General features: G+C 37.6%; 13 protein-coding genes. 7 read left to right on the top strand and 6 right to left on the bottom strand.

What is annotated here, in order from left to right; genetic code table 11:
- Window positions 1–4 precede the first annotated feature (4 nt).
- Window positions 5–1,708, bottom strand: a complete 1,704-nt coding sequence (ezrA, locus tag LMB57_RS03995) for a septation ring formation regulator EzrA (protein WP_324255225.1) — start codon at window positions 1,706–1,708, stop codon at window positions 5–7.
- A gap of 390 nt (window positions 1,709–2,098) precedes the next feature.
- Here ezrA and rpsD point away from each other — a divergent pair, with 390 nt between their 5' ends.
- Window positions 2,099–2,704, top strand: coding sequence for a 30S ribosomal protein S4 (gene rpsD, locus LMB57_RS03990; protein ID WP_003666632.1), 606 nt, complete (start codon window positions 2,099–2,101; stop codon window positions 2,702–2,704).
- Between the two features lie 131 nt (window positions 2,705–2,835).
- On the opposite strand, the gene LMB57_RS03985 is transcribed toward rpsD, so the two are convergent.
- The gene (locus tag LMB57_RS03985) at window positions 2,836–4,170 is read right to left on the bottom strand and encodes an NCS2 family permease (RefSeq protein WP_418887471.1); all 1,335 of its coding nucleotides are present in this window, start codon (window positions 4,168–4,170) and stop codon (window positions 2,836–2,838) included.
- 445 nt (window positions 4,171–4,615) lie between these two features.
- Here LMB57_RS03985 and gad point away from each other — a divergent pair, with 445 nt between their 5' ends.
- The 3 genes from gad (at window position 4,616) to murI (ending at window position 8,393) form a co-directional block, all read left to right on the top strand.
- Window positions 4,616–6,022 (top strand): glutamate decarboxylase, encoded by a 1,407-nt coding sequence (gene gad, locus LMB57_RS03980; RefSeq protein WP_229271264.1) that lies wholly within the window; start codon window positions 4,616–4,618, stop codon window positions 6,020–6,022.
- 107 nt (window positions 6,023–6,129) lie between these two features.
- Window positions 6,130–7,590: a glutamate/gamma-aminobutyrate antiporter gene (gene gadC, locus LMB57_RS03975; protein WP_229271263.1), complete on the top strand. Its 1,461-nt coding sequence runs from the start codon at window positions 6,130–6,132 to the stop codon at window positions 7,588–7,590.
- A 14-nt stretch (window positions 7,591–7,604) separates the two neighbouring features.
- Window positions 7,605–8,393, top strand: a complete 789-nt coding sequence (murI, locus tag LMB57_RS03970) for a glutamate racemase (protein WP_229271262.1) — start codon at window positions 7,605–7,607, stop codon at window positions 8,391–8,393.
- Window positions 8,394–8,488: 95 nt separating this feature from the next.
- Here murI and frc read toward each other — a convergent pair whose 3' ends face one another.
- The 3 genes from frc to yaaA all read right to left on the bottom strand — a co-directional run bounded on the left by frc (window position 8,489) and on the right by yaaA (window position 12,402).
- The gene (frc, locus tag LMB57_RS03965; protein WP_229271261.1) at window positions 8,489–9,820 is read right to left on the bottom strand and encodes a formyl-CoA transferase; all 1,332 of its coding nucleotides are present in this window, start codon (window positions 9,818–9,820) and stop codon (window positions 8,489–8,491) included.
- Window positions 9,813–11,543 carry an oxalyl-CoA decarboxylase gene (gene oxc / locus LMB57_RS03960; RefSeq protein ID WP_229271260.1) on the bottom strand — a complete coding sequence of 577 codons (1,731 nt, stop codon included), beginning with the start codon at window positions 11,541–11,543 and terminating at the stop codon, window positions 9,813–9,815. Before oxc ends, frc begins: the two co-directional genes overlap by 8 nt.
- A 109-nt stretch (window positions 11,544–11,652) precedes the next feature.
- Window positions 11,653–12,402, bottom strand: coding sequence for a peroxide stress protein YaaA (yaaA, locus tag LMB57_RS03955; protein ID WP_229271259.1), 750 nt, complete (start codon window positions 12,400–12,402; stop codon window positions 11,653–11,655).
- A 251-nt stretch (window positions 12,403–12,653) separates the two neighbouring features.
- Between yaaA and LMB57_RS03950 the strand changes: the two genes are divergently transcribed.
- Both LMB57_RS03950 and LMB57_RS03945 read left to right on the top strand, forming a co-directional pair.
- On the top strand, window positions 12,654–13,397 hold the full coding sequence (locus tag LMB57_RS03950) for a DUF6198 family protein (protein ID WP_229271258.1): 744 nt from the start codon (window positions 12,654–12,656) through the stop codon (window positions 13,395–13,397).
- 23 nt (window positions 13,398–13,420) lie between these two features.
- On the top strand, window positions 13,421–13,828 hold the full coding sequence (locus tag LMB57_RS03945; RefSeq protein WP_229271257.1) for a VOC family protein: 408 nt from the start codon (window positions 13,421–13,423) through the stop codon (window positions 13,826–13,828).
- Window positions 13,829–13,895: 67 nt separating this feature from the next.
- Here LMB57_RS03945 and LMB57_RS03940 read toward each other — a convergent pair whose 3' ends face one another.
- Window positions 13,896–14,168, bottom strand: a complete 273-nt coding sequence (locus LMB57_RS03940; RefSeq protein ID WP_094501857.1) for a hypothetical protein — start codon at window positions 14,166–14,168, stop codon at window positions 13,896–13,898.
- Window positions 14,169–14,301: 133 nt separating this feature from the next.
- Here LMB57_RS03940 and LMB57_RS03935 point away from each other — a divergent pair, with 133 nt between their 5' ends.
- A complete protein-coding gene (locus tag LMB57_RS03935; RefSeq protein ID WP_229271256.1) occupies window positions 14,302–14,790 on the top strand; it encodes a YueI family protein in 489 nt (162 codons plus the stop codon).

Below are 14,790 nucleotides of genomic sequence, written 5' to 3'. Positions count from 1 at the left end.
ATTTTTAATTTTTACCAATTTCACGATAATAGGTATCTTCAATTCGTTTGTAGCTACCAGGTTCAATTTCCTCTAAAACGGTTGCAATTGCTTCTAAACTTGCTGTGTAGTTAAATTGCTTAAAAAGTTCTTGGGATTTTTTAGCAGCTGCTGCAATCTTTTCGTTATCACTAAACCGGTTCGCATATTGTTGGAATCGTTCTGTTAATTCCGCACTATCACGAAGAATATCAGTCTTGTCATTTAATGTATCTAGGTCTGACTCAACGATAATTAGTTGCTTCGTAATTTCATCCATATTGATCTTATACTCATTCAATTCATCAGCTAACTTTTTAATCTCATCGCTTACCCCAAAGAAGTAATCTAAGTAATCTTTAGGTAAGCCAGGAAGGTTCAACTGTTCTACTTGTCGGTGAATTGTACGAATCTGGGTGGAATATTTTTGAAGCATTTGACGAGCGCGTTGCTCATCAGTCTGTAATTTAGCAACTTCATCGTTAAGCTTTTCTTGGCTTTTTTCAATTTCAGTCAAATTCTTTTGATTAGACTTTTGTCGATCAAGCACCTGACTATAAACAGCTGTTTTATTGGCAATTGCTTCTGCGTCATCACGATACTGTTTAATAATCGCTTTAATTTGTTCACCAAGTTCACGAACGGTTTCTTGTTCATGATTAGTAAGTGTGTAATTCAAACTTAACCGGTCTAATTCCACACCAAGTTCGTCATTTTGCCGTTGAGCGTGTTTTGTAAAATCTTTCATCACTTCAATCAAATGAACAGCTTCATTCTTAGCATCAATTTCTTTTTGCATTACCTCGTATAAGTAATCAATCTGGTCACCAAGATCTTTATTAGATTGTTCCACAACATCTAATTGTAAATTGTTAAGTTGGTCAATCGTCTGATCCAGTTTAGATTGGAGCTGTTCAATTTGCTTATCAATATTTTTCTCCGTAAAGTGGAAATTTTGTTTTACAAGTGTCTCATAACCACTTTTTAGCTCGGATAATTGTTCTGGAAACTCGGTTGCAATTGGCTTATAGAGCTGAGGAATCTTCTTAAGGTCTTGTTCAAATTTGTCGTTTTCAGATTGCAAATTGCCTAAAATTTCTTGAGCCGCTTCAATATCGCCCTTATTAGTTAAATCAGTAAATTGAGCAAATTGATCCTCTAATTCATTTAACCTGCTATTTAACTGCTTTTCACTGTCTCCATATTCGAAGCTCTTCTCATTTAGTTGCCGGTGGAATTGACGATATTTATTTTTAATCTGCTCGACCGCTTGCTTATGGGTATGTTGTTGTTGACGAAGATGTTGTAAGTCTTTTTGGATCTGTTGAAGAGTTGTCGTTAACTTTGCCAAATCCGCTTGCAGGTCACGAATCTGAGTATTAAGTGTTAGTAATTTACTCGTCCGTGAATCTGCTAACAATTGGGGAGCTTGTTTATTAAAGGCCGTGATTGCTGGTCGCACTTGTTTTTCATACTTGTTTTTAATTGTTTCGAATTGCTTTTTAGCATCCCCGATTAGTTGCAATTCTTCAACATTTTTGATCTGCTGGTCAACTTTTTGATCTGCTAGCTTTTTTTCGCTTTCCATTAAGTCGTTGATCTGTTTAACAGCTCGTCGTTGATAAAAATATACACAAGCTAATATTGCTACGACAATAATTAAAATACCAATCAATACTTGAAAAATCACTTTTTCCACCTACTACTTTTTATTGTTTATTGCTCTTGCACAACAATTATCCGTATAATCCTATTCAAAATTATAGCATACCACAATGAACGTGCTTTAAAAGATGTGAAAAAACATCTACGTTTAATAAACTTTTATATTGTTCACCATTCTGCCAAAAAGTTACGAGATTTCTAAAGAAATGATTGACTTATTATTACGAACCGTTGTACACTAATCTTTGTGTAAAATAATGCAGCAGTGAGGAGCAAGCTCGTCAACAGACTGGTGCCCAAACGGTGTTTTTAGTAACCCGGCTGCTAGGGTGAAAGATTCAAATCAGCCTGCACGAATGCCAAGCTCACAATCGGATTATTTTACTCCAACTAAAATTATTGGAGGAATTTATTTATGTCTCGTTACACTGGTCCAAGTTGGCGTGTTTCACGTCGCCTTGGCGTTTCACTTTCAGGTACTGGTAAAGAATTAGCACGTCGGGCTTACGCTCCTGGTGACCACGGTCGCGATCGTCGCGGTAAGCTTTCAGAATATGGTACACAATTACGTGAAAAGCAAAAGCTACGTTTTATGTACGGTATGACTGAACGTCAATTCTCAAACCTTTTCGTTCGTGCCGGTAAGATTAAGGAAGGTACTCACGGTGCTAACTTTATGGCATTGCTTGAACGTCGTCTTGATAACATGGTTTACCGTCTTGGTTTAGCCACTACTCGTCGTCAAGCTCGTCAATTAGTTAACCACGGTCACATCACTGTTGATGGTAAGCGTGTTGACATTCCATCATACGAAGTTAAGGTTGGTCAAATCATCGCCGTTCGTGACAAGTCTAAGAACTTAGACATCATCAAGAACGCTGTGGAAGCTGTTGTTTCTCGTCCTTCATACGTTGACTTTGATGCCGACAAGCTTGAAGGTAAGCTTAACCGCATTCCAGCACGTGAAGATATGAACGCTGATATTGATGAAGCTCTTATCGTTGAATTCTACAACAAGTAATCACTAGGTATTACTTGTTGGTTCAACTCTAAAAAAGGCATTCTCCAGGAATTGGGAATGCCTTTTTATGTATCACTCTAAACAAAAAACGCCCTAAGATCGTTTAAGTTCAACAATCTTAGGGTGTTTTTTTATTTTGGCAAAACATTCAAAATATACAGCAATGCAATAAAAACAAAAAACATGCTCCACATTACAACATTTACTTCTTTGCGACGTCCTGCGGCAACCATTAAGATCGGATACGTAAGAAAACCAAATGCAATCCCATAAGAAATGTTATAGGTTAGCGGAATTCCAATAGCAACCAAGAACGATGGCAGTGCAATTTCAAATTTATCCCATTCGATATCTTTCAAGGCGGAAACCATCAATACGCCGACCACAATTAAAGCGGCGGCGGTCACTTGAGTAGTAACAACTTCGAGTAAAGGAGAGAAAGCCATGCTTAAAATGAAAAGCGTTCCCGTTACAATCGCCGTCAAGCCAGTTTTTCCACCAACCGCAATACCAGCTGAGGATTCAACATAGGCAGAAGTTGGGGTCGTCCCCATTACCGCCCCTCCTAACATCGAAAGCGAATCGGCCATCAAAGCTCGACCAATCCGGGGCATTTTATTATCCTTCATTAAGCCTGCTTCTTGCGCTAACCCAACTAAGGTTCCAGCAGTGTCAAAGAAAGCTACCAATAAGAAGATTAAGACAACAGCCCACATCTTTGGATCAGTCATTGTTGGCAAGAACTTAATTCCCACCCCAAAAGTTGGTTCTAAGCTGGGAGCCATTGAAATTAGATGGTCCGGCATCTTAACCAATCCCGTTAACAAACCAAGAAGTGTTGTTGCAACTAAGCCGATAAAAATTGCTCCCGGAACCTTTTTTACCATTAAAATCGCAATCAAGAAAATCCCAAAAATCGTAATCCAGGTTGTAGGCACTGTCAAAGATCCTAATTCAACTAGTGATGATTTACTTGAAACAATGATTCCACCACCCTGCAAACCAACAAAAGATATAAATATTCCAATCCCCGCAGCCATTGCGTATTTCAAGTCTTTAGGAATAGCATTAATTACAATTTCCCGCACTTTAAGGAAAGACAAGATCGTAAATAAAACAGAGGCAACAAAAACACCAGCCATTGCCTTTTGCCACGGAATTCCCATTGCTAATACAACCGAATAAGTGAAGAAGGCATTATCACCTAATCCCGGAGCAATCGCAATTGGATAATTAGCCAAAATTCCCATCAAAAAGCATCCAATAATTGCTGATAAAGCAGTTGCAGTAAAAACTGCTCCTTTGTCCATTCCGGCTACTCCTAGTACGCTCGGATTAACAAAAAGAATATAGGCCATTGAAACAAAAGTCGTCAGTCCAGCTAAACATTCTTGTTTAATATTCGTGCCGTTCTCTGACAAATTAAAGGTTCGGTCTAAAAAACCAATTGTTCGTGTTTCTTCCAAAATACACACTCCAAATAAATATGATAGTGCGATCATCGCATACATTTAAGAATAATTCAACGTGAATGTTTGATTTAAATTCGGATAAAGCAAAGATGATTAATATTTTTCACTAAATAACGAACAATATAGTTTTTTATCTACCTTTCAAGCTCGTTCATGCCTTATCATCTATTTCATTTATACCAGCATAACTAACTTTGATTATAATTTTTTTAATAGCACAATCGTTGCAAAAAAAAAAAAAAAAAAGCATATAGTTGAAAGTGTAAATAATAATTATTATTTATATGTCATTAAATTTTCTGCAGTGCTGACAGCTTATTGTGTATTGTTTTTTGCCTTCGCTTTAATATGTATTCAACTTCCATAATTAACCATTTTAGTTATTACATATTAATGCAAAAAGAGACAATTAGTAAATTGACTAAGGAGGCTACCATTTATGGCAGGACTATATGGAAAAAATGATAAGGAAAAGCGTGATGTTTTAGATCCAATCTTTGGCTCATATACTTCTGATCATGCTTTATCAAAATATGAATTAAATCAAGAATCTGTTGCTCCAGAAGTAGCTTATCGCATTGTAAAAGATCAACTAATTGATGAAGGTAACGCTCGTGAAAACCTAGCAACCTTCTGTCAGACATACATGGAACCTAAAGCAACGGAAATTATGGCAGAAACGATGCAAAAAAATGCTATCGATAAAGATGAATATCCGAGAACTGCTGAATTAGAAAACCGCTGTGTCAATATTATTGCTAAGTTATGGCATGGCCAAAAAGATGAAAATTATATCGGAACCTCAACTGTTGGTTCTTCAGAAGGTTGTATGCTTGGTGGCCTGGCAATGAAATTCGCATGGCGCGAGCGTGCTAAAAAGTTAGGCCTTGATATTCATGCCCGAAAGCCAAATCTAGTAATATCATCCGGTTACCAAGTTTGTTGGGAAAAATTTGCAACCTATTTTGATGTTGAACTTAGAACAGTTCCAATGGATGAAGAACACCAATCACTTAATATGAATACTGTAATGGATTATGTTGATGAATACACCATTGGCATCGTTGGCATTATGGGTATTACTTATACTGGTCGTTACGATGATATCGCAAAATTAAATGATCTTGTTGAAGAATATAACAAGACTACTGACTATAAAGTATATATCCATGTTGATGCAGCTTCCGGTGGTTTTTATGCTCCATTTATGGAACCAGATATAAAATGGGACTTTCAACTTAAGAATGTTGTTTCGATCAATTCCTCTGGTCACAAGTACGGATTAGTTTATCCAGGAATTGGTTGGGTTCTTTGGCGTGATAAAAAGTTCCTACCTGAAAGCTTAATCTTTAAGGTTCAATACTTGGGCGGTGAATTGCCGACAATGGCAATTAATTTCTCAAGAAGTGCTTCTCAAATTATTGGGCAATATTACAACTTTGTTCGTTTTGGCTTCGATGGCTATCAAAAGATTCAAAAACGCACTCATGATGTAGCCGTTTATCTCTCAACAGAAATTGAAAAAATGGGTATGTTTGAAATGGTTAATGATGGATCACAACTTCCAATTATTTGTTATAAGTTAAAAGATCTAACTGCCCAAAATTGGTCATTATACGACTTAGCTGATCGTTTACGAATGCAAGGTTGGCAAGTTCCTGCCTACCCTCTACCAAAGAACTTAGATACAGTAGAAGTGCAACGAATTGTATGTCGAGCAGACTTTGGGATGAGCCGAGCACATGAATTTATTGATGATATGCAACGTGATATTAAAGCATTAAATAACTCGACTTTAGTTGGAAAAAAAACAACTGAACTTAAAAAGTATGGCTTTGCACATTAATTTTTAAGACTACATTTGTTCTACATAGTTAAGCCTTGGTGAAAGCTTTTTAATTATGTAGAACATTTTTTATATCACCGAAATAAAAAAGGAGGTATATCGTCATTATGGGTACATTACAAAATAAAAGAACTCTTACAATGTGGGGGTTCTTCTCAATTACTGCAGCAATGGTTTTAACAGTTTATGAATACCCAACCTTTGCCACTTCTAAACTCCATCTTGTATTCTTTCTGATATTAGGAGGTCTATTTTGGTTTATTCCTGTTGCGTTATGTGCTGCAGAAATGGCTACTGTTAAAGGTTGGAATGATAATGGTGGTGGTGAGTTCAGTTGGGTTAGTCATACTCTTGGAACGAGGTTTGGCTTCGCCGCAATCTTCTTTCAGTGGTTCCAAATTACAGTCAATTTTTGTACAATGATTTACTTTATTTTAGGAGCATTATCTTTTGTTGTGAGTTGGCCTGCTTTAACTAATAACGCATGGGTTAAATTCTGGGGAGTATTAATAGTCTTCTGGTTAGTCACATTTTCCCAATTTGGTGGAACCAAATATACACAAAAGATTGCAAAAGTTGGCTTTCTAATTGGTATCTTAATTCCCTCCGGACTATTATTTATTCTTGCCATTTGGTATCTATGCTCTGGCGGAAAATTATTGATTAATTTCACGCCACATCAATTTATTCCTGATTTTACCAAAGTTGATACTCTCGTTGTGTTTGTCTCATTTATTTTAGCTTATATGGGTGGCGAGGCCTCTGCTTCTTATATCAATGACCTTAAAAATCCAAATAAGAATTATCCATTGGTTATGTTTATCCTTGTCATCCTAGCAATTTGTTTAGATACACTAGGCGGTTTAACTGTAGCTGCTGTTATTCCACAAAATCAGCTCTCATTAAGTGCCGGAGTTGTACAAGCATTTAATTATCTATTTGTTAATTTAAGTCATGGTGAATTAGGCTGGCTAACGCGTATTGTTGGGTTAATGTTAGCCTGTGGTGTTATTGCAGAGATTAGTTCATGGGTAACAGGACCTTCTCGTGCTATTTACGATACCGCCAAAATTGGTATTCTTCCTAGCTATTTCAAGAAAATAAATAAACATGATATTCCTGTTCGGCTAATCATCGTTCAAGGAATCATCGTTTCAATTTGGGATGCCGTTTTGACCCTCGGTGGTGGCGGCGGTAATGTTTCTTTCTTTGCTGCAATGGGCTTGACGGTTGTTATTTATTTAGTCGCTTACTTCCTATTCTTTACTAGCTATTTGGTTTTAGTATATAAAAAGAAAGATTTACCAAGAACTTATAATGTACCAGGCGGCACTTTTGGAAAAACAATCATTGCTGTTTGTGGTTTCTTAGTAACATTATTTGCTTTTATCATCTCATTTTTCCCAACTACGTCACTGCCTGCTTCATCTCATGGAACGTATATGGCGATTTTAATCATAAGCTTCCTTGTTGTTTTGACAATTCCATTTATTATTTTTCAGCTAACAAAAAAGCATCACACTGGTTTATTAGATGAAGATGAAAATGCAAAAGAAATTCATAAATAGGGAGGTAGTAGAAAATGAATAATCAGCCTATTGGAGTCATGGATTCAGGACTTGGTGGATTATCGGTTGTTAGGCTTATTCAACAACAATTACCTAATGAATCAATAGTCTTTGTAGGAGATGAAGGACATTTCCCATACGGAACCAAACCTCAGGCTGAAGTGAGGAAGTTTGTTCTTAAAATTGGTGAATATTTCGAAAAGTATCCTGTAAAATTAATGGTAATCGCATGTAATACAGCTACAGCAGCAGCGTTAGCCATGGCAAAAAAAGAATTATCGATTCCAGTACTAGGGGTAATTCACCCTGGCGCTCAAGCTGCGGTTAATACAAATGCACATACAATTGGAGTAATTGGAACCGATTCAACAATAAAAGATGGTGCTTACGAAAGAGAAATTCATAAAATTGATCCAACAATCAACGTCATTAGTAAAGCAACCCAACCTTTAGTCTCAATTGTTGAACATGGCCTCACTAATACTCCGCAGGCCCAACAAACTGTCAATGAGCAACTATCTATTTTTGATACACACCCAGTCGATGCTTTAATCTTAGGATGCACTCACTTTCCGTTTCTAAGAAATCAAATTCAAAATAAAGTTGGAGAAAAGACAAAATTAGTTGATCCGGCAAAAGAAACAATTAATTATATCCAAACTTTATTAAAAAGCAAAGATATGCTAAGCGATGATAAGGCTACCTATCATCTTTATTCTACTGGAAATAAAAATACACTAATAGCCGGGGCGAATAAGTGGCTCCATGGAAACTATACATCTTGTGAAAGTTTAAAACTTTAGAAGGAATTCTAAGTTTTGTCAACGTTTAAAAGACAGAAAAGAGACCGGAAAATTCAAATTTCCGATCTCTTTTCTCTTATCAACATAAACCACAGCTAATCTTTAATGACTTTCGTCCGTGGATTATGTGGTTTTTCTACTTTCGAGATTACGCCCTTAGCTACCAATTCTTCAATTTGTGCGGGATCGTAACCAAGCGAGGATAGAATTTCTTTATTATTTTCACCAAGATCTGGAGCTCGCTTATAGGTTGGTTTATAGTTTGACATCGTAAATGGCATCCCTACAGTCTTGAATTCACCACGATTCCCTCCCTGATTAATCTTAACCAGAGTACCATCTTCATTTAAGTCTGGATCATTTTCGAGTTCATGCCAATCTAAAACTGGGCCAACTGGTATACCAGCCTCTCCAAGTTTTTTAGTCAACTCATATTTATCGTAATTCTTGGTATATGATTCAATCAAGGGGTAAATTTCTTGCTTATGGAGCTGGCGATGTTCCCAATCCTTAAATCGTTCATCAGTAGCCCATTCAGGATGACCCATCGTTTTAGCAATCGTTTCCCAGCTCTCGTTTTTATTTTGAATAACAATATAAACATAGGCATTCGGATCTTTTTCCCATCCTTTAGCCTTATAAGTCCAACCAATCACTTGTCCACCTTCACTATTTTCTGCCCGTGGAATTGCCTTACCCCATTTATAGTTCGGATAGACTGCATAAAATGGTAATGCTCCTAGATTGTCTAACATTAATTGATCCCGAAGCTTAATTCGACAAAGGTTAATAACTGCATCCTGCATTGATTGATAAACATAGCTTCCCTTACCAGTGTGCTCACGCTGTAGTAAAGCAGCTAAAATTGCAATCGTTAAATGCATTCCAGAGTTAGAATCTCCTAACGCTGCAGCAGATTGAGTTGGAATATTAGCGCTACCTTCATTCCATCCTGTTGCCGAAGCAGCACCGCCAGCAGATTGAGCAACTGGTTCAAAGGCTTTTACATTGGCAAAACGTGATCCTTTATTAAATCCTTTTAAGGAGGCCATGATTAAACGCGGATTTAATTCGTGTACTTTTTCCCAGCCAAAACCTGCCCTAGTAGCAGCGCCTGGCTTAATATTCTCCACAAAAATATCGGCTTTCTTGAGTAAGTCATACATTATTTTCTGGCCTTCTGGGGTTTTAATATCAAGCGTTAATGATTTTTTATTTGCATTTAATTGTAAATAATAAAGGCTCCATGAATCTTGAATATCAAGCAGTTCATTACGAGTAGGATCGCCAGTCTTGGTACGTTCAATCTTAATAACTTCCGCTCCTAGCCATGCTAAAAGCTGAGTACAGGATGGTCCCGATTGAACCTGTGTCCAGTCAACAACTTTAATTCCCTTTAATGGTGCATTTTCACTTTGTTCAGTCATTATGATGGCTCCTCTCATTTTCTTCAAGTGATTGTAAATTAAGCTTTGGATTTAGATTTCCAATATGTCCAGATTCTTTTCCTCTTGATGGCGCAATTTGGACATTAATAATATTGGGGCGTCCCGAGTCAACAGCTCTTGCAAAAACATTTTTCATCTCATCGTAATTACTTACAAAATAATTATCGCCACCAAAGGCCTTCGCCATCAAATCATACCTTGCAGTTGGATCAAGAGTAGTTGGCCCAAGTTGATTGGGAACAACCTGGCCGATTCCGTTATAAATTCCGCCATTATTGACAACAACGACCGTAATTGGCAACTTATATCGACAAATCGTTTCAATCTCCATCCCATCAAAACCAAATGCACTATCGCCATCAAGCGCAACAACATGTTTTCCTGTTTCAACTGCCGCGGCAATTGCATAACCAAGACCGACACCCATGACACCCCAAGTCCCTGTGTCGAGCCGATGACGGGGGAGCTGCATTCCAATCATATCTCGTCCAATATCAAGCGTATTAGCCCCCTCACTGACTAGATAAGTATCAGGATGTTGTTGGAAGTATTCAGCAATAGGCGCAATTGCTCCATAATAGCCAAATTTTTGTGCTACTTTACCATTAGCAATTCGTTGCGCGAATTTTTTGTCATTTTTCTCAGTATCTTGCGCAATTTGCTCTAACCATGCTTCGGGCGCTTGATATCCAGTTGCCAATAGCGCTGGAACCAATTTATCTAAAATCGACTTAAGATCTCCTTGGAGCGGGGCACTAATTGGCTGTGAGGAATCAAACTGTGTGGCATCGATGTCTAGCTGAATAAATTTTGCTCGAGGGTTAAATTGTGGTGCATCCCCATATGAAAGCATCCAGTTTAAACGTGCACCAATCACAATTACTACGTCAGCATTTCGTAGGGAAAGAGAACGAGCCGCGGCAGCAGAATGAGGACTATTATCTGGAATTAACCCTTTTGCCATCGACATTGGCAAAAATGGAATATTAGTCTCTGCTACTAATTGTTGCACTTGTTTTTCGGTTCGATCATAGGCAGCCCCTTTCCCTAAAATAATAAGGGGCTTTTTTGCATTCTTGATTAAATCAACTGCCCGTGATATTGCTTCATCATTAGGCATCTGTTTAGGAGCCGGATCAACCAACTTATAAACACCCAAATTAGATTGATCAGCAGCATCTTCTTGAACGATTGTGTCAGCTGGGATATCAAGATAAACACCACCAGGACGGCCTGAAACTGCTGTCCGAATGGCTCTTGCAACAGCTAATCCCATATCCTCTGCTCGATCAACCCGATAAGCTTTTTTGCAGAAGGGTTTCGCCGCATTATATTGGTCGAGACCTTCATAATCGCCCTGTGATAAGTCAATAATATGTCGTTCAGACGAACCTGAAATCATAATTAACGGAAAACAATTCTTAGTAGCTTGAGCTAAAGCTGTTAATCCATTCAAAAAACCGGGTGCTGAAACAGTTAATGCAACGCCAGGTTTTTGCGTTAAGTAACCAGCGGCGGCGGCGGCATTAACTGCTGAATCTTCACGGCGAAAACCATAATATTTCATTCCGCGTAATTCAGCGAGCCGCGCTAAATCAGTTACTGGGATTCCAACTATTCCATACATCCGGTTAATATTATTCTTTTGCAAGGCCTTGATTAATAAATTGGCACCTGTCTTATTTAAAGAATCGCCTACCATAATTTTACTCCCTTCTATCATTAAAAATTTAATAGAATCAGTGCACTGTTGATAGTTTTGTATACAATTCTTTTATAAGACAATTCAAAAAGATTGGCAAATAATATGATTACTTTGCCAGTTCGAAAATTAATTTTTCATCAGTAGACAGATCTTCTCGAAAATGGTAACCGCCGACATTAAACCGTTTGACGTCTTCAATTGTTCGAATTTGGTTTTCTGCTAAATATCGCACCATATTCCCACGAGCCATTTTAGCTAATGTTGCTTTTTGTTTTATCTTCCCATTTATTTCTTCTCCAAAAATACATTTGATAAACCGATTTTGGGTTTGTAGATAAGGAATAATTGCCTTTTCGTATTCGACCGAGGCTAAGCTAATTACTAAATCATTATTCTTATAGAGTTCCCGATAAAGTCGTTCTCCCCAAAAGTCATAAAGATTCTTATGTCCATTCACTGGCGCCATGTCACCCATCCCTAATCGATAAGGTATTATTCCATCAAACGGCCGTAAAATACCATAAAATCCTGATAATATCCGTAAATTGTCTTGAACATATTTCAGTCCATCATCCGAAAAAATACTTGGCGCCATATATTGATATTGCAGACCAGTAAAGGCAATAATTGCGGGCGTTAGCTTTCGTTGAAGATCCATTTGTTGAAGCCATTGATAATTTTTCATTGCTAAACGCGAGCTGCAATTCCCCCATACTTTGTGTAACTCATCATAAGATAAACTCCTCATCCAACCTAAAATATCTTTTGTTTGCTGAATAAATTTCGGCAAATCTTTGTAAAGTAAGGAATCGGTATCAACTCGCATTGTTCGTGCAGGAGAAATGATTATTTTCACATATCTCATCCTTTCAAAATTTTTTTGTAAGCTTTTTCAGCTAATTGGTCTAATTAGATTTATGTTTCCTATACCCGCTCAATGATTACGCTTTCAGTAAATCGTTTCAATGATTTTGGTATAGGATAAATCCCGTCATTTCAACTTATGAAGCGCTTGACAAGCTTTTTTGATGGTTGTAAATTAATTCATCGTAGAGAGAAAGTGAATAACTTCACCAAATGATTGGTCAAGTTGGAAGGGAGAATACAATGGAACAAGAAAAAGTTCCAGTACAAGGTCAAGTTGCCGAGCGAACAATTTCATTAACTGCTAGTTGGGCATTCTTTGCACTATCAATTGTTATTAACTCAATGGGGAACGTTCTAACACTTGTTACAAGTTCACACGTTCATCCACAATTTCTTGGCTCCGCTTATTGGACAGCCGCAGAAAACAACCTAGGGATTGCCGTTTTAGGGAATAATTCAATGACCCTTTTCTGGGCTTTCATGGTCTTAGGGATGTTAACTTCTGTCCTAAACGCAATTTTGATGCATAAGTGGGACTGGCGACGAATTGGTGGTAATTTTATTTTCATGTTGCCATTTTCTATTTTTATCCAGTGGTTCTCTGACATTTTTAACCGAATTATGCCGGACGCCACTACCTTACCGATGATTATCCTATATGTTTTCATTAACTTCTTAGGGGTTGCTTTCATTGGGACCGCCATTTCAATTTATCAGCGTGTCAACCTCGTGTTACACCCCGCTGATGACCTTTTCCAAATAATTCGTTTCCGTTATTGCCATGGTAACGCAACGATTGCGATGTGGTTATCATACATTCCACCAACAATCATGGCAATCATCGCTGCATTCATGCAAGGCGGTATTTACAACTTTGGATTAGGAACATTATTTGCCCTTGCCTTCCAAGGTGCAATTACTGGTTGGGCAGACTGTTATATCTTCCCTAAATTAAAGCACCAGGCACTTGATATTGGTAATTAAAATTTATACAGGAGTGATTTATTATGGCATTTAACAAGAGTTTAGCAGGTTACTTTAACGATGTACAACACATTGGGATTCCAACCGATGATATGGCAAAAACAATTACTTTTTGGGAAAAGCTTGGTTTCAAGAAGCTTGGCGAATTTGATACTGATGATCAAGGAAATGAAGTTGTTTTTATGCAGTATGGCCACCTCACTTTAGAAATCTGGACTGGTGACGGTGCCGTTCACGAAACGGGTGCTATTAACCATATTTCTCTTAATACTAGCGATGCTGATGCGGCTTTCAAGGCTGCTAAGGCTGAAGGTTTCAAACTAAAGGACAATGAAGTTCAACACCTTGACTTCTGGGATAAAGGAATTAAGTTCTTCAACATTGAAGGTCCTAACAGTGAAACAATCGAATTCTGTGAAATTGTAAAATAAAACACCAAAGGCGAGGTCGGAAAAAATTTTTTTCCAGCCTCGCCTTTTTACAAATTCTCAATTAGAGCTATGATTTTTTACCATATTGATGTGGACGATATCCGTTATAAAATTGAAAAATGGCAAGAACAATGTTAGCCCAATTCATCAATCGAAACCAAGGAGCAATTCCGCCCCCGCCATTGCTGGCAGCATAAAACGTCCAAAAGCCAATTACTACTGCCACTACATTTATCCAGGCAAACGTTCTTGACATCATCCGATTATTAAGGCGTGCAATTGTCCAGACTAGATTGACAATAAACCAAAATGCTAAAACCCAAAATACTGCACTAAACATAAAAATCACTTCCCTTATATGTTAGCCTACTTTTGTTTCTTCATAATCATGATATAACAAAAATTATAATGTTATCAAGAAATATAGTTTTCTGCATTTCGTGTTACAATTGCATGATAAGGAGGCGTTCAATATGTCTGAACAAGAAAAAAGTGCTGCTCAACAGCGAATTGACAATGCTGTTTACGGTACACCAAAAATTAAGCCTGACGAACAGCGAAAATACCTCGGAACATTCCGTGAACGCGTCTGTCTAACAATTAGTGTTCAAGAACTACACGAACAAGATTGGACAAGGGCATTAACTGCCGAGTTAGATCGTGGAATTGGCAACCTTGTCTTTATCAACGGTAATCTCCCTCACGACGAAATTCATCCATACATTCAAACTGCCGCTAAAGATAATGCTCAGTTTACATTAAAAACTGATCCGGAATATAAAACAGGCCCAGATTCATTAGCAGTTGTCGTGGCGGCAAAAACAGCTGTCTACCAATCTCCAGTTGATGTCAAAAAACGATACCCTAATCTGGTAATTTCAAAAAATAATACAGCTGAAAAAACAAATGATCAACATCAAGGCTTTTTCCACCATCTCTTCCATAGAAAGGATCGTGGCTAA

The sequence above is a fragment of the Limosilactobacillus secundus genome (genome assembly GCF_020784695.1).
Lineage (GTDB): Bacteria > Bacillota > Bacilli > Lactobacillales > Lactobacillaceae > Limosilactobacillus > Limosilactobacillus reuteri_F.
This window is presented reverse-complemented; position numbering and strand designations above follow the sequence as displayed.